This window comes from Tessaracoccus sp. MC1756 (assembly GCF_014164735.1).
Lineage (GTDB): Bacteria > Actinomycetota > Actinomycetes > Propionibacteriales > Propionibacteriaceae > Arachnia.
The window spans coordinates 38,508-54,334 of sequence record NZ_JACJFZ010000005.1; the positions used below are offsets into that span (position 1 = coordinate 38,508).

A 15,827-nucleotide genomic window follows, 5' to 3' on the forward strand; every position below is an offset into this window, starting at 1 on the left:
AGGAGTATTCAGATGGCTCTCAAAACCTCGACCACCTGGCTCGCGGCGGCCGCGTTCGGTGTCGCCGCAGTCGGCGGTGGGCTGCTGGCCTCCGCCGCATCCCCCACACCCGCGCCGGCCGTCACCTCGCCGGCAGTCTCCCCCACTCCCTCATTGGAGCCCATCATCGTGGCGGCCCCGACGGTGAGCGCCAGCCCAGACGCGGACCCCACCACGCCACAGCCCACGCCCGCCCCCACCGTCACCGAGACCATCGTGATCACCGGCACAGACCAGTGCGACGACCTCGACAACAATTACACCTGCGACGACGAGCAGGGCCTGTCGCCCACCGTCGACAGTTCGCCCACCCCGGCTCCGGGCATGGCACCCGCCCCGGCCAAGACGTCCGTCGCCGCCCCCGCGCAGACGAGGGCCACCACCGTCAAGAAGACCACCTCCACCCCGGTCTACAACGGCGACGATGACCGGGACGACGACCACGACGACGATGACTGGGACGACGACCACGACGACGACCGGGACGACGACCGGGACGATGACTGGGACGACGACCGGGACGACGACCACGACGACGACTGAGCCCGCATCGCTCCCTGATCAGGCCGGTCCCGGCGCGTCCCCCAGCGCGCTGCGGGCCGGCCCTCTGTCTGCCCCCGCGCTGCGCGGCCCTAGGATGCAGGGAGTCACAACCCCGGAGGACCGCATGGACGAGACCCGCACCGTCATCGAAGTCGATGCGCCGAAGGAGCCACTCTTCCCCGGTTCCGCGTTGGTGGGCACCGTCCTGTTCCCGATCTTCGCGGTCGTGGCGCTGGTGCTGGCCATCGTCTACGAGATGCCCTGGCTGATCACCTCGTCGCTGGCCATCACCCTGGCCCTCTCGGCGATCCTCATCTCCCAGTACCTCAATCGGCGCGATCGCTCGGGCACCCTGCGCCTGTCGCTGGGTGACGGCGTGACGCGGATCGGCCCGGCGCCGTCGTCGCGGCTCATTCCGCTGCTGCTGACCGGCTTGGCAGGCATCGTGGTGCTCGTCGACATCACCCTGCGCCTGACCGGTTACCTCACAGACGACGGCGGCATGAGCTTCGCCGTCATGCTGGCCCTGATTGTCGGGTGGGGCATCGCGGACGGCTGGTTCGCGTACCGGAACCCGCCCGGTCTGGTGCTCTCACCCAGCCACGTGACCACCGTCGCGAGCATGGGGAAGGAGACCCGCGTACCGTGGGCCCAGCTCAGCGGCGCGCCAGAGATCAAGGGCGCCCGTTTGCTCATCCCCACCGAGAAGACCCAACTCCAGGTGGGCGTGAGCCAGATCGACTCCGACCCCCGGGTGGTGGCGGCCCTCATCGAGGCCTACCGCGGCCGGCCCGCCCGGCAGGGTGAACTCGGCGACGGGCGGGTCGCGCAGCGCGCGCGGTCGCTCACCGTGCGCTGAGCAGGTGATGAAATCTCACCTTGGTAAATCGTCTCTATCTCGCTCCTAGAGCGAGATCGGCGCGTTATCCCAAGGCGAGAACGGGCGCCCTCAGTTACCCAGCCGGTCGTTCACTTCACCGCCCCGCGCTCCCACCGCAGGTCATCGCGTGATCTAATACCTCCGAACGCGGGCTTCGACGGTCGGACTCCGCACAAGGGGGACCATGAGCACCGCCACTGGGTTACGTAGGCTCGGCGCACTCACGGCGAGCATCGTTCTTGCCGCTGCAGGCATGGCGATGGGCTCGACACCGGCGCAGGCAACTGTCGACGTGTACATCACCCCCGGCACGCACACCGTCAACGGACGCGTGTGGCGCACCTCGTGCGAGCCCTATTCCTCCACCGAGCGTTGCCGGACCGAGATCCAGGCGACGGTGGTGAAGTACGAGGCAGGCCGCTTCGTTCCGGTCAACGGCTGGGCGTTCAACAACCTCACCTACAAGGCCTCCCCGCGTTCGCTGTGGACGGGCAACCCGATCGCCGCCAACGGGAAGGTTGAGGGCACCGCGACATGGACCTCGGCGGACGGCCGTCAGTGGCGCACCGAGTGCGACACCGCCGTGACCGGTCAGGGCGGGTGCCGCTCCTACATCGAGGCGAGCGTCATCGCGAAGACCGCCGTCGGCTACGAGTGGCGCACGCAGTGGCTGCTGAACAACATGGTTCGCTTCAGCGCCCCGAAGCCCGCTGCGCCCACGTTCGACTTCATCAAGGACCCGGCTCTTCGCTCCTGCGTCAAGGCGCAGTGGGCCATCAGCTCAACGTCGATGGTGATCTGCGACGCCAAGGGGGTGAAGACCCTGGAGGGTATCCAGAGGCTGGCCGGGCTGACCGGGCTCCAGCTGCTGGACAACGAGATCACCGACCTGAGCCCTCTTGCCAACCACCCGACGCTCAGCCAACTGGACATCACCCACAACCTCGTCGACGACCTGACCCCGCTCGCCGGCGTCCGCAACCTCGAACACCTGAAGGCCTATGACAACCTCATCGAGGATCTCCGGCCCCTCGCCGGGCGCAACCTCTGGACGTTGGACGTCGGCGACAACCTCGTCACGGACCTCTCCCCCCTGGCGGGGATGCGAAACCTGTGGACGCTCGGGCTAGGCCACAACTACGACATCCAGGACATCTCGCCGCTGCGCGGGCTGACGAACCTCACCCAGCTGGATCTCCAGACGAACTCGGTGGACGACCTGACGCCGCTGCGCGGGCTGACCAACCTCACCCGGCTGGACCTCACTGACAACTTCATCGACGACATCAGCCCCCTCGCCGGGTTGACCAAGCTGGGGATGCTGTTCCTGAGGGAGAACTACCTGGGGGACGTGGCCCCCCTGAAGGGGCTCACGTCGCTTGAACACCTCTGGCTGGCCGGGAATCCGTCCATCACCAACCTGGCGCAGCTCAAGCCGCTCGCCGACAAGGGATGCCAGATCGATATCTGGCCCTGAGCCCGTGATCCGGGAGAGCCGGCCTGCGGCGACCTACTGGAACCAGCCGAACATCGTGCAACCGACGGCGAAGACCACCATCGAGACGAACAGCAGGACGGTCAGGATGGCGCTCTCCGCCTCACTGGGCTGCTTGTGCTCCGCCTGATACTTCTCGACGTCGAACTGTTCCCGGTTCTCGGTGCTCACGACATGCCTCCCAATCGGCTGAGATCAGATACGAGTGCCACGCCCAGCACCACGAACACCACCGCCATGAAGCCGGTGTACATCCAGCGCTGGCGGTGGTCCGAGCGCCAGAACCTCTTCATACTGACGATTCCGTTGACCACCGCGTAGACGCACAGTGCGATGCCGATGGGCGCCGCCACCCAGCCCGCGAGGCTGAGCACCGGCACGAGCACCGGGATCAGCAGGTAGGTGATCAGGCAGCGCACCCCGGAGAACATCACGGACACGCGGAAGGCGGCGTGCGCTCCGACACCCGAGGCGCTGTCTGCCTCGGTCACGCCGAGGAGACGGCGCATGAACCGGTCCGGCGCGGCGTTCGAACGGAACCGGGTTGCGGGGGGCGACGATGTCGCCCGGGCCGCGTCGTCGAGGATGCTCACGGCGCTCACGCTACCGCTTCTGTGGCTTCGTCCTCGAGGCTCCGGGCGTGACGCAGGTGGCGCCACAGGCGGATGCCGCCCAGGACGGCCAGGACCACCCCCGCACCGCCCACGAGTACGCCGACGAACAGGCCGATGTAGAGCGGGCTGAAAAGCACTTCCTCCTGCGGGCGCTGGCGCATGACGCCGAGCAGGAAGCCGAGCAGCGGGGCCAGGGCGGCGATGCACACGCCGAGCGTGAGCATCCAGAAGCCGGGCGCGGTGGGCACCAGGCGGACGGGCCGCCCGGTCACGACGGGGTCGAGATCTGTCATCGGGATCATCCTTCCAGGGGGCGGTCGACGACGGCCAGGCCCGGCTTGTGGGGCGGCGGGGCGGCCTCGTCGTCGCCGTTGAATTTCTTCACGGCCTGCACGAGCGGGCCGACGATGTCCATCGGGAGCGGGAAGACGACGGTGGAGTTCTGGTCCGCGCCGAGTTCCAGCAGGGTCTGCAGGTAACGAAGTTGGAGGGAAGCGGGTGCCTCGCTGAGCGTGAGGGCGGCGTCGCGCAGTTCCACCGACGCCTGGAGTTCGCCCCGGGCGCTGATCACCTTGGCGCGACGTTCGCGCTCGGCCTCGGCCTCCCGGGCCATCGCCCGCTGCATCATCTCCGGGATCTCCACGTCCTTGATCTCCACAACCGACGCCTCGACGCCCCACTCCTTCGTCTGCGTGGCGATCGAGTGGGCCAGGTCCTCGTTGAGGTCTGCCCGGTGGGCGAGCAGTGTGTCGAGTTCCGCCCGGCCGACGACTGAGCGCAGCGTCGTCTGCGCGAACTGCGAGGTGGCGACGGCGTGGTTCTCCACGGACATCACCGACAGCACCGGATCTGTCACCCGGAACATCACCACGGCGTTGACGCGGGCGGTGACGTTGTCCCTGGTGATGACCTCCTGCGGAGGAATGGTCAGGGTGACCGTCCGAAGGTCCACGCGGACCAGCTTGTCGAGGAACGGCAGGCGGAACACCAGGCCGGGGCCGAGGGCGCCGCGCAGCCGGCCGATGCGGAACGCCACCACCCGTTCGTACTCCCGGACGATCCGGAAGGAGGAGACGAGGAACGCGACCACAAGGAGGAACGCGAGAATTGCCAGAACGACCTCAGTTGGCATGGTCAGCTCTCCTGTCTGATGCATAGCTGCTGCGTTGGCGGGCCAGGGCTGCGGCCGCAGCCTCGCGGTCCTGCCTGGTCTGATCCGCAGTCCTGACGACCGCGCCCAGGGGATCTGCCGGGGTGTGGCGCAGGAAGAGCCAGAGCGGCACCGATCCCGCGGCGATCAACACTGCGGCGACGAGGGCCAGCACCTGGCTGGTCCAGTTCTCCACCACCAACGCCGTCACGGCCGGCCACACGACAGCCAGCACCGTCACCGAGCAGGCGATGCCGCGGTGGAAGCGCGCGGATTCCGACGAGGGCCACGGGTCCACCGACCGGCGCATCTCGCGTCCGTCGTCGGATTCGGTGCAGCTGTCCTTGACGGGGCACGAGTTACAGACGAGCGGGCTGCCCCGGTACCGCATCACCCGGTTGTCCGGGTCGAAGGACCGCGGGTACAGCCACTGGTCCTCCGGGCAGAGCCACGCGTCGTGACTCTTGTGGTAGACGAAACCGCCGTTGCGGTCGTCCTGCGTGCGGCTCTGTGCCCGCCTGGCGAACGAGTCGATGCCGTAGGCGACCAGCAGGAGCACCAGCCCGTAGCCCGCGCCCAGCCAGGCGGCGATCTCGATGTCGATCATGAAAGGTCCTCATTCTCGGGAGGAACCCGCCTGTCCGAGGCGTAGCGACTGCGGCTGGGCGGCAGCTCGTCGGCGGCGATGCCCGCCTGAACCGGCAGGCCGGTGCGGTCCTCCTTGGCCTCATCGTGCTCGATGACGAAGAGCGTCTCGGGCTCCATGACGGTAACCGTGGCGGGGATCGCGTGGCGGATCCCGCACCAGGCGAGCCACACGAACGGCAGGATGCCGCCGACGAGGAACACCACGTCACCGGGCATGCGCAGCCATTCGAGGATGACGTTGCCGGGCTCGGCGATGTAGCCCAGCGTGCGGGCCTCGTAGTAGCCCTCGTTGACCGAGTGCCACAGCTGCAGCACGCCCAGCGGCAGCAGCGTCGCGAACACCATCCAGGCCAGGCCGATATTGAGGCACCAGAACGAGATCTTCGCCATCCGGTCCGACCACTTCTCCGGCTTGACGATGTAGCGCAGCGCGAAGAGCGCCATGCCGACGGCGAGCATGCCGTAGACGCCCATCATCGAGCCGTGCGCATGGTTGGCCGTGAGCGCGGTACCGATCTGGTAGTACGACACAATCGGCAGGTTGATCAGGAAGCCGAACACGCCGGCGCCCACGAAGTTCCAGAAGCCCACGGCCACCAGGAACATGACGGCCCACCGGTGCGGGAAGGGCGCGCTGCTGCGCGACTCCTGCTTCGAACCCAACTGCAGGAAGGCCCATGCCTCCACCGTCAGGAACGTCAGGGGAATGACCTCGAGGGCGGAGAAGAACGCGCCCAGCGCCATGTGCTCGACGGGGGTGCCCGAGAAGTACAGGTGGTGCATGGTGCCGATCACGCCACCCACCGAGTACAGGATGACGTCGAGGAAGATGATCTGGATGGCGATCTTGCGCCGCACCACGCCCAGCATCACGAAGATGTAGGCGACCATCACGGTGGTGAACAGCTCCAGGAAGTCCTCCACCCACAGGTGCACCACCCAGAAGCGCCAGAACTCGGCGACGGTGAGGTGCGTGCCGTTCGTGGCGAGGAGCCCGACGGCGTAGAAGGCCGGGATGGCCAGGCCCGAGTAGAAGAACAGCCACGGCATGTTGAACTTCGACTCGGAGCGCAGCCGCGAGCGGATGGCGCGGTAGATGATGATGATCCAGATGAAGAGGCCGATCACCAGGAGGATCTGCCAGAACCTCGGCAGGTCCAGGTACTCCCACTGCTGGTCGAAGAAGATCGAGCCCTGTGCCCATTCAGGGCCGAACGTGCTGATCGCCGTGCCGCCCAGCATGCCGAGCACCACCACGGTGAGCGCGCCGAGGAGGCCGTAGGCCAGCCAGTGCTGGCGCTTCGGTTCGCGGCCGGAGATGATCGGTGCCAGGAAGATGGCGGCGGCCAGGAAGGCTGCGGCCGTCCACAGCAGCGACAACTGCAGGTGCCAGGTGCGGGCGAGGTTGAACGGGAGGATGCGGGCCAGGTCGATGCCGAAGAAGCTGTCGATCTCCGCGCGGTAGTGCTCGACGGCGGCGCCGAGTGTCGCCTGCGCCAGGAAGAGCAGTGAGACGACGAAGAAGAACCAACCGGTGGCCTTCTGGGCCTTCGTGATGCCCACCTTGCCGGGCTGCAGGAACGACAGGGTGGGGGTCTCGCTCGACTGCCAGCCGATCTTCTTGCTCCACCTGCCGTACAGGGCGAACAACGCGCCGAGGCCTGCGAGCAGGGCGATCAGCGACATGGCCGACCAGACGAGGATGTCCGCCGTCGGACGGTTGTCGACGCGGGGCTCGGGCGGCCAGTTGTTCGAGTAGGAGTAGTCGTGCCCGGGGCGCTCAGCCGAGCTGGCCCAGGCAGTCCAGCCGAAGAAGGCGGTGAGATCGTGGATCTGGTCCGGATCCGTGATCGCCGAGGGGATCAAGCCGTACTTGGTGGAATCGGTGCCGAAGAAGTCTGCGTAGTGCTGCTTGAGCATCTCGAACGCGCTGATCTGCTCGGGAGTGAAGACCAGCACGCCGGTGCTCTCGTCGTAGCGGTTCTCCCGCATATGCTCGACGGTGGCCGCCGCAGGATCCTGCACGCCGCCGTCACGCAGTTGTTCGGTGACGTGCTCCGTGGCCAGGCGCAGGTACTCGGCCGTGTAGTCAGGGCCGAGGTACGCGCCGTGGCCCATGATGGAGCCGTACTGCTGGAGCCCACGGCGGAGAAAGATCTGTTGCCCGGAGGTGATCTCCTCTTCGGTGAACACCACCTCCCCTGACTCGCTCACCACCTGTTGCGGGAGGGGCATGCCGTCGGTGTAGGTGCGGTAGGCGAGGAAGCCCATCACGAAGAAGCCGAAGACGAAGACCAAGGCTATGCCCTGGACCCATCCTTTGGAGATGACCAGCTCAGCTTTCGACGGCTGTAGATCGGGGTTGTTGTTGACGAGGCTCACTGTGCCCACCACCTGGGTTTCATCTGGGGATGCGGATGACCGCGCGGCCATGATGTGGGAACCCTAGGGCACGAGTGGGTCTTTATTGGCGAAACTTTGGACAAAGTCCCCCGGTCGTTCAGGGTGTGAGCCTGCTCAGCAGTCGCACGGCGTCGTGGGGAGCGTGTCCGCGGGCGTCGTTGTCGAAGTAGACGTACGCGTCCAGCCCCGCGCCCATCCATTCGCGGCACTGCCGCGCCCAGCGGTCCAGCGACCCATCAGGGTACGCGCTGGCGTACAGCTCCTGCTCGCCGTGGAGCCGGACGTAGCGGAAGTCGCCGGTGGCAGCGCGCATGGTGGGCCAGGTACCGGCGCTGTCGGCGATCACCATGGCCACCCGGTGCTCCGCCATCAGGGCGTGCGCCTCCGGGGAGTTGAAGCTGTCGTGTCGCGGCTCCACTGCGTGGCGGACGGGTGATGACGGGTCGACGTCCTCCGACACCTCCAGAAGGACCCGATCGGGCGCGACCTTGTCGTCGTGCCCGGCGGACAGCTCGGCGATCTCCCCGTGGGTGCGCGGCAGCAGGGACAGGAACTGCCCGATCTTCTCGCGGTCGAACGACATCCGGGGCGGCAACTGCCACAGCACGGGGCCGAGCCGCCGGCCCAGCGCCAACACGCCCGAGGCGAAGAAGTTGGCCAGCGCGGTCTCGACGCCACGCAGTTGCAGCATGTGGGTGAGGTAGCGGCCACCCTTGACTGCGAACGTGAACCCCGGCGGCGTCTCCGCCGCCCAGGCGGCGTACGAACTGGGCCGCTGCAGCGAGTAGAACGAACCGTTGATCTCAGCCGAGTTCATCCGCTCGGCGACATAGCGGAGTTCGTCCCGCTGCTTGAGACCCACGGGGTAGAAGTCGCCGCGCCACCCCTTGTAGCGCCAACCGGAGACCCCGACGAAGCACGTAGCCATATCGGGAGCCTACGTCCACGGCCGGCTCCGCACCGTGACATCTGGCGGGTGCGCGATCCGCAGGACTCCGGCACCGCTGCGGCCGAACAGCGGGCAACGACGAGTCCATCAACCCCGAGGGCTGACGAGGCCCCTCCATACCCCATGCCCATCCGGAGCCGCTGTCGGGTTCGAACAAAGTTGGGCGCCCAGGTTTGGTTTACGCGTGGAGCGCCCGAAAATCCCCTGACAACACGGTCGTGTCGTTTTCCAAACGAGCCCCTGACCTGACAGATTGTCGCCAACCCCCAACCGGGGGCTGTTGTCGTGCCAGGAGGTTCGAATGTTTCGACGCATCGCCATCGTCAACCGTGGAGAGGCCGCCATGCGGCTCATCCACGCAGTGCGCGATCTCAATGCGGAACATCCGGACCGGGAGCCCATCGTCACCGTCGCGCTCTACACCGACGCGGAGCGCTCAGCGATGTTCGCCCGCGAGGCCGACGAGGCCTACCCGCTCGGGCCCGCGTCGGAGCGCCCCTATCTGAACCACGACCTGCTCGGCCGCGTGTTGACCGAGGCCCGCGCCGACGCGGTGTGGGTGGGCTGGGGCTTCGTCGCCGAGGACCCCGCCTTCGCGGACCTCGTGGAGTCGCTGGGCATCACGTTCATCGGACCCTCGGGCGACGCCATGCGCAAGCTCGGCGACAAGATCGGCTCGAAGTTGATCGCCGAAGAGGTCGGCGTCCCCGTGGCGCCCTGGTCGCGCGGCGGGGTCGACACCCTCGATGACGCCCTGGCCGCCGCCGACGCCGTCGGCTACCCCCTCATGCTCAAGGCGACCGCAGGCGGTGGCGGTCGCGGCATCCGTCGCGTCGACTCCGCCGCGGACCTCGCCGACGCCTACCAGCGCACCCGCGACGAGGCGCAGCGCGCCTTCGGCTCCGGCGTCGTCTTCCTCGAGAAGCTCGTCACCGGCGCCCGTCATGTCGAGGTGCAGCTCATCTCCGACGGCGACACCGCCTGGGCCGTCGGCGTGCGCGACTGCACGGTGCAGCGCCGCAACCAGAAGGTCATCGAAGAGTCCGCCTCACCGCTGCTGAGGCCCGAACAGAACGACGAGATCAAGGCCTCGGCCGAACGCCTCGCGCTCGCGGTGGGGTACAAGGGCGCCGGCACCGTCGAGTTCCTCTACCACCCGGGCGAGCAGCAGTTCGCGTTCCTCGAGGTCAACACCCGCCTCCAGGTGGAGCACCCCATCACCGAGGCGACCAACGACTTCGACCTGGTCAAGGCCCAGATCCGCATCGCCGCCGGCGACAAGCTCGAGGGCAAGCCCGTCGAGTTCGGCCACGCCGTGGAGGCCCGCCTCAACGCCGAGGACCCGGACCGCGATTTCGCGCCGTCGCCGGGCCTCATCACGCGCCTGGACCTCCCCGCCGGCCCCGGCATCCGCGTCGACACCGGCGTCGCCGAGGGCGACTCCATCCCCGCTGACTTCGACTCCATGATCGCCAAGATCATCGCCTTCGGCCGCTCCCGTACCGAAGCGCTGGGCCGCCTGCGCCGCGCCATGGCCGAGACCACGGTCGTCATCGAGGGCGGCGCCACCAACAAGAGCTTCATCCTGGAACTCCTGGCCCAACCCGAGGTCACCGGCGCCGAGGCCTCCGGCCGGCGCGCCGCCGCCGTCGAGTGGGCCGACACCGGGTGGATCGACCGGGTGCGCGCCGAGGGTGGGCTCGTCGCCGACGAGCACGCCGGTATCGCGCTGGTCGCCGCCGCCATCGAGGGCTACGACGACAACGTCCACGTCGAGACCGAACGACTGCTGAGCACCGCCCACGGCGGCCGCCCCCAGACGCAGCACAAGTCCGGCCTCACCGTCGACCTGAAGCTGCGTGGCGTGGTCCACTCCGTGACCGCCTACGCCACCGGCCCCGGCCGCTACCGCGTGACCGTGGACGGCAACACCGCCGATGTCGCCGTCGAGAAGCTCGACGAGGTGCACGGCCGCATCACCGTCAACGGCGAGCGCTTCCGCCTGGTGACCGCCACACACGGGCCGGTCCACCTGATCGAGGTCGACGGCGTCACCCATCGCGTCTCCCGCGACGAGGGCGGCGTGCTCCGCTCCCCCGCTCCGGCCCTGGTGGTCGCCACCCCCGTGTCCGTCGGCAGCGAGGTAGAGGCCGGCGCCCCCGTCGTCGTGCTCGAGTCCATGAAGATGGAGACCGTCATCCCCGCCCCGTTCGCCGCCCGGGTGAAGGAACTGCACGTGATGACCGGCTCGCAGGTGGAGTCCATGGCGCCGCTGGTTCGCCTGGAGCCCCTCGGCAACGGCAACGGCGGCGTGGCCGTCGACGAGACCAACGCCGTCGACCTCCCTGAGCCCCAGGAGGGCGACGCGGCCACCCGCCTGGCGCGGCTGCGCGCCGAACTCTCGGCGGTCCTCATGGGCTACGACGTCGACCCGGCCGCCAAGACGCTCAAGGCCTACCTGGCCGCCCGCGACGAGGCCCGCGCGCAGGGCATCGACACCCTCCCCGGGGAGATCGAACTCATCGCGCTGTTCGCCGACCTCGCCGAACTGTCGCGCAACCGCCCCGTCGGCGAACAGGACAACACGGAGCTGCGCGTCCACTCGGACCGCGAGCACTTCCACCGCTACCTCACCACGCTCGACGCGGAGCGCGCCGGCCTGCCGGGCCAGTTCATCAACCGCCTGGGCCGCGTGCTCAGCCACTACGGGGTCGACTCCCTCGACCGTGTGCCGGCACTGGAGCAGGCCGTGTTCCGCGTCTTCCTGGCGCAGAAGCGTCAGGCCGCCGACGTCTCCATCGTGCTGGGCATCCTCGACCGCTGGATCGACGAGCCCGCCCCCGACGCCGACAGGGCGGCCTCCGCCCGCGCCGACCTCGAGCGACTCCTGCGCGCCACCCAGCTGCGCTTCCCCGTCATCGGCGACATGGCCCGGTCGGTCAGGTTCCGCTGGTTCGACCAACCGCAGGTCGACGCGGAGCGCGCCTCCGTCCTGGCCGGCTTCGGCGCCGAACTGGAGGCGCTCGTCGCCAACCCTCAGGCCGTCGACTACGAGGAGCGCGTCGCCAAGCTCGCCGGCGTGCACGAGTGGACGGCGAACTACCTCGCCACCAGGCTCGCGCAGGGCGTGCCCGCCCACGAACCCATGCTCGAGGTGCTGCTGCACAAGTACTACGCCGACTACGACCTCAGCAACATCCACCGGTTCGCCGTCGACGGCCGCGCCGTCGTCATCGCCGACTACCTGCTCGAAGGGCGACCCCGCCGCTTCGTCACCACCGTCGGCACCCGCGCAGAACTGACCGACGGCGCCCTGGAGCGCCTGGTCAGCGAGCAGTTCGCGGCCCGCCCCGAGGGCTACGACGCGGTGGCCGAGCTCTACGTGGCCTGGCCGGAGACCCCCGACGAGGAGGGCATCGGCGTCGAGCTGGCCGAGCTCCTCAACACCTGGGCCTGGGATCCGGCCACCCAGCGCGTGGCGGTGGGCGTCTGCCTGGCCGACGGCACCGTCGAGTACCGCGCATTCACCTTCGACGACATCGACGGCGTTCGGACCCTCCGCGAGAACACCAACGTCCGCGCCCTCCACCCCATGACCGGCCGCCGCCTCGACCTCTGGCGCCTTCGCGAGTTCGACACGACGCGGCTCCCCGCCCCCGAGGATGTGCTGCTCTACGAAGCGGTGGCGAAGTCCAACCCGGACGACCGCCGCCTGGTGGCCATCGCGCAGGTGCGCCAGCTGGGCGTGGTCCGCGACGACGCCGGCCGGCTCATCGGCCTGCCCCACGCCGAGCGGGCGGTCTCCAACTGCCTCGAGGCGATCCGCCGCACCCGCTCCGCGCGGGGCTCGGCCGGGTCGAAGCTCGACATGAACCACGTGTGGGTCTACGTGTGGCCGCCCGTCGATCTCACCGTCAACGACATCAAGCCCTTGCAGGACCGCATCACCCCGCTGTCCGACGGCGCCGGCATCGAAGAGGTCCTCTGCCACGCCCGCTTCCTGACCCGCGACGGTGAGGGCGCGGAGGAACTGCAGCCCCTGGCCGTCCGCTTCCACGCCAAGCCCGGCTCCGGTGTCACCACGTCGGTGACGGCGCCGCCGTCCGAGCCCCTCAAACCCCTCGACGACTACGCGGGCAAGGTGCTCCGCGCACGCCGTCGTGGCCTGGTGTACCCGTACGAACTGTCCGCCAGCCTGGCCGGCGAGGGCGGCTCCCTCGTCGAGCTGGACCTGGACGCCGACGGTCGACTGGTGGAGGTGGACCGCGAGCCCGGCCGCAACAAGGCCGGCATCATCTGCGCCCGCGTCACCACCCTCACCGCGCTGCACCCTGAGGGCATGACCCGCATCGTGCTGTCGGGCGACCCGACGAAGGGCCTGGGCGCGGTCGCCGAACCGGAGTGCGCACGCATCATCGCCGCCATCAACCTGGCCGAGGAGATGCGCGTCCCCGTCGAGTGGTTCACGCTGTCCTCCGGCGCCCGGATCTCCATGGAATCCGGCACCGAGAACATGGACTGGGTGGCCGCCGCGCTGCGCCGCATCGTCGAGTTCACGCAGGCCGGCGGCGAGATCAACGTCGTGGTCGCCGGTATCAACGTGGGTGCCCAGCCGTACTGGAATGCGGAGGCCACCATGCTGATGCACACCAAGGGCATCCTCGTCATGACGCCGGATTCGGCGATGGTGCTCACCGGCAAGCAGTCGCTGGACTTCTCCGGCGGCGTTTCCGCGGAGGACAACTTCGGCATCGGCGGCTACGACCGCGTGATGGGCCCCAACGGCCAGGCCCAGTACTGGGCGCCGAACCTGGGCGCCGCCATGGGCATCCTGATGTCGCACTACGACCACACCTACGTCGCCCCGGGCGAGACGGGGCCGCGTCGGGCCGAAACCTCAGACCCTGGCAGCCGCGACATCTCGGACTTCCCGCACCACTGCGACGGCTCGGATTTCGCGACGGTGGGCCAGATCTTCTCCCGCGAGCACAACCCGGACCGGAAGAAGCCGTTCGACATCCGCGCGGTCATCGCGGCGGTGTGCGACCAGGACCACCCGCGGGTGGAGCGCTGGGCGGGCATGGCCGACGCCGAGACCGCCGTCGTCATGGACGCGCGGATCGGCGGCCATTCGGTGAGCGTGCTGGGCATCGAGTCCAAGCCGGTGCCGCGCGCGGGTTTCCCGCCCACCGACGGTCCGGACACCTTCACCGCCGGCACGCTCTTCCCGCGTTCGTCGAAGAAGGCGGCCCGCGCCATCAACGCCGCGTCGGGCAATCGTCCGCTGGTGGTGCTGGCGAACCTGTCCGGCTTCGACGGCTCGCCGGAGTCCATGCGCAACCTGCAGCTCGAGTACGGCGCGGAGATCGGCCGTGCCATCGTCAACTTCCAGGGCCCCATCGTCTTCGTGGTGATCTCGCGCTACCACGGCGGCGCGTTCGTCGTGTTCTCCAAGCAGCTCAACGAGAACATGACCGTGCTGGCCATCGAGGGCTCCTACGCCTCGGTGCTGGGCGGCGCCCCGGCAGCGGCGGTCGTCTTCGCGGGCGACGTCGCGAAGCGCACGGCGGCCGACGCGCGGGTCCGGGAGCTCGAGAACCGCCTGCAGGAGGCGGCGCCGCAGGACCGGGCCCCGCTGCAGCTGGAACTCGCTGACGCCAGGGCCGCGGTGCGGGCCGAGAAGATCTCTGAGATCGCCGGGGAGTTCGACGGCGTGCACTCCATCCACCGCGCCGTCGAGGTGGGCTCTGTGGACCGCGTGATCTCGCCGGCCGAGCTGCGCCCGGCGATCCTCGAGGTGATCGAGGCGCACAGCCGCTGATCTTGCGCGCGCCGAATCTAGATTCAGGGTCCCTGACGACGCCGGATCTAGATTCGGCCCGCGCCCAGGCCCAGGCCCAGGCCCAAGCAAAGTGAAGTTGTGCAGCGGACTCCCTGCACAACTTCACCCGGCCTTGACCCGCACCCCGACGCGGAATATTGAATGTTCAAGTATTGTTGTACCTGACATGAACGTCGACACAGTCGTGATCGGGGCCGGGCAGGCCGGGCTGTCAGCGGCCCACCACCTGCAGCGCCTCGGCATCCACTTCGTCGTGCTCGACGCCAACCCGGCACCCGGTGGCGCCTGGCAGCACCGTTGGGACTCGCTCACAATGCACGACGTGCACGGTGTCGCCGACCTCCCCGGCACCGACGCGACCGCCTGGGACGGCGCGGCCCGGGCCAACGTCGAGGTGCCCGAATACTTCGCTGACTACGAGCGGCGCTTCAACCTGCCCGTCCAGCGGCCGGTGCGCGTCAGCCGCGTGGAGTCGGACCCCGGCACCCGCCACCTGCTGATCCGCACCACCCGCGGCACCTGGCGGGCGCGGTCGCTGATCAACGCGACCGGGACGTGGGACACGCCGTTCATCCCGTACTACCCCGGCGCCGACACCTTCCGCGGCGAGCAGTTCCACACCGCCCGCTACCCCGGGCCGGCCGCGCTGGCGGGCAAGAAGGTCGTCATCGTCGGCGGCGGCGCCTCGGCCGTGCAGTTCCTCGGCGAGCTCGCGGGCCGGGCGGACCTCACCTGGGTCACCCGCCGCCGGCCCGTGTGGCGCAGCACCGAGTTCGATCCCGATGCCGGGCGCGAGGCCGTCGCGCTCGTCGAGGAGCGCGTCAAGCGGGGTCTGCCGCCCAGATCGGTGGTCAGCGTGACCGGCCTGATGCTGCGCGAACAGGAGCAGAAGGCGGCCGCCATGGGTGTCTACGCCGCCCGTCGGCCGATGTTCACCCGCATCGAGCCCGACGGCGTGCGCTTCGCCGACGGATCGTTCCAGCCGGCCGACGTCCTGCTGTGGGCCACGGGTTTCCGGCCCAGCATCGCCCACCTGGCGCCGCTGCGGCTGCGCTCCCCGGAGGGCGGTATCGAACTGCTCGCGCCACGGGATCCGCACACCTTCACCACGTCGGCCGTCGACGGCCGGATCCACTTCGTGGGTTACGGCCCTTCGGCCTCGACGATCGGCGCCACCCGGGCGGGGCGGGTCGCCGCGCTGACCATCCGTGAGCAATTGGATGGGGTCGCCGCCTGATCAGGCCGCATTTCCCGGCGTGTCGCG

The 15,827-nt window shown here is 69.0% G+C and carries 11 protein-coding genes and 1 pseudogene; 5 read left to right on the forward strand and 7 right to left on the reverse strand.

The window, feature by feature from the left end:
- Nucleotides 1–12 precede the first annotated feature (12 nt).
- The 3 genes from H5393_RS11870 (at nt 13) to H5393_RS11880 (ending at nt 2,939) form a co-directional block, all read left to right on the forward strand.
- Nucleotides 13–582, forward strand: coding sequence for a hypothetical protein (locus tag H5393_RS11870; protein WP_182766839.1), 570 nt, complete (start codon nt 13–15; stop codon nt 580–582).
- A 124-nt stretch (nt 583–706) separates the two neighbouring features.
- Nucleotides 707–1,441: a hypothetical protein gene (locus tag H5393_RS11875; RefSeq protein WP_182766840.1), complete on the forward strand. Its 735-nt coding sequence runs from the start codon at nt 707–709 to the stop codon at nt 1,439–1,441.
- A gap of 205 nt (nt 1,442–1,646) precedes the next feature.
- Complete coding sequence (locus H5393_RS11880; RefSeq protein WP_182766841.1) at nt 1,647–2,939, forward strand: leucine-rich repeat domain-containing protein; 1,293 nt, start codon at nt 1,647–1,649, stop codon at nt 2,937–2,939.
- A 33-nt stretch (nt 2,940–2,972) separates the two neighbouring features.
- Here the strand turns inward: H5393_RS11880 and H5393_RS11885 are convergent, their stop codons facing one another.
- From H5393_RS11885 to H5393_RS11915, 7 genes and pseudogenes are all read right to left on the reverse strand, one after another.
- Entirely contained in the window at nt 2,973–3,128 is a 156-nt protein-coding gene (locus H5393_RS11885) for a hypothetical protein (protein ID WP_158069071.1), read from the reverse strand.
- Nucleotides 3,125–3,550 (reverse strand): HIG1 domain-containing protein, encoded by a 426-nt coding sequence (locus H5393_RS11890; protein WP_198928275.1) that lies wholly within the window; start codon nt 3,548–3,550, stop codon nt 3,125–3,127. Before H5393_RS11890 ends, H5393_RS11885 begins: the two co-directional genes overlap by 4 nt.
- A 5-nt stretch (nt 3,551–3,555) precedes the next feature.
- Entirely contained in the window at nt 3,556–3,864 is a 309-nt protein-coding gene (locus H5393_RS11895) for a hypothetical protein (RefSeq protein WP_182766842.1), read from the reverse strand.
- A gap of 5 nt (nt 3,865–3,869) precedes the next feature.
- Nucleotides 3,870–4,703 carry an SPFH domain-containing protein gene (locus H5393_RS11900; protein WP_182763018.1) on the reverse strand — a complete coding sequence of 278 codons (834 nt, stop codon included), beginning with the start codon at nt 4,701–4,703 and terminating at the stop codon, nt 3,870–3,872.
- A complete protein-coding gene (locus tag H5393_RS11905) occupies nt 4,693–5,328 on the reverse strand; it encodes a hypothetical protein (RefSeq protein ID WP_182763019.1) in 636 nt (211 codons plus the stop codon). The genes H5393_RS11900 and H5393_RS11905 overlap by 11 nt, the downstream gene beginning before the upstream one ends.
- A 128-nt stretch (nt 5,329–5,456) precedes the next feature.
- A pseudogene (locus H5393_RS11910) lies at nt 5,457–7,640 on the reverse strand (nitric-oxide reductase large subunit); the annotation flags it as partial.
- A 229-nt stretch (nt 7,641–7,869) separates the two neighbouring features.
- On the reverse strand, nt 7,870–8,700 hold the full coding sequence (locus H5393_RS11915) for a DUF72 domain-containing protein (RefSeq protein WP_182766844.1): 831 nt from the start codon (nt 8,698–8,700) through the stop codon (nt 7,870–7,872).
- A 322-nt stretch (nt 8,701–9,022) separates the two neighbouring features.
- Here H5393_RS11915 and H5393_RS11920 point away from each other — a divergent pair, with 322 nt between their 5' ends.
- Entirely contained in the window at nt 9,023–14,542 is a 5,520-nt protein-coding gene (locus H5393_RS11920) for a carboxyl transferase domain-containing protein (protein ID WP_182766845.1), read from the forward strand.
- Nucleotides 14,543–14,729: 187 nt separating this feature from the next.
- Nucleotides 14,730–15,800 carry an FAD-dependent oxidoreductase gene (locus H5393_RS11925; protein ID WP_182766846.1) on the forward strand — a complete coding sequence of 357 codons (1,071 nt, stop codon included), beginning with the start codon at nt 14,730–14,732 and terminating at the stop codon, nt 15,798–15,800.
- Nucleotides 15,801–15,827: the final 27 nt, after the last annotated feature.

Bases quoted from the DNA above. Each gene is read 5' to 3' on its own strand.
- H5393_RS11870 (WP_182766839.1), top strand. From the start codon at position 13: ATGGCTCTCAAAACCTCGACCACCTGGCTCGCGGCGGCCGCGTTCGGT.
- H5393_RS11875 (WP_182766840.1), top strand. From the start codon at position 707: ATGGACGAGACCCGCACCGTCATCGAAGTCGATGCGCCGAAGGAGCCA.
- H5393_RS11880 (WP_182766841.1), top strand. From the start codon at position 1,647: ATGAGCACCGCCACTGGGTTACGTAGGCTCGGCGCACTCACGGCGAGC.
- H5393_RS11895 (WP_182766842.1), bottom strand. From the start codon at position 3,864: ATGACAGATCTCGACCCCGTCGTGACCGGGCGGCCCGTCCGCCTGGTG.
- H5393_RS11900 (WP_182763018.1), bottom strand. From the start codon at position 4,703: ATGCCAACTGAGGTCGTTCTGGCAATTCTCGCGTTCCTCCTTGTGGTC.
- H5393_RS11905 (WP_182763019.1), bottom strand. From the start codon at position 5,328: ATGATCGACATCGAGATCGCCGCCTGGCTGGGCGCGGGCTACGGGCTG.
- H5393_RS11915 (WP_182766844.1), bottom strand. From the start codon at position 8,700: ATGGCTACGTGCTTCGTCGGGGTCTCCGGTTGGCGCTACAAGGGGTGG.
- H5393_RS11920 (WP_182766845.1), top strand. From the start codon at position 9,023: ATGTTTCGACGCATCGCCATCGTCAACCGTGGAGAGGCCGCCATGCGG.
- H5393_RS11925 (WP_182766846.1), top strand. From the start codon at position 14,730: ATGAACGTCGACACAGTCGTGATCGGGGCCGGGCAGGCCGGGCTGTCA.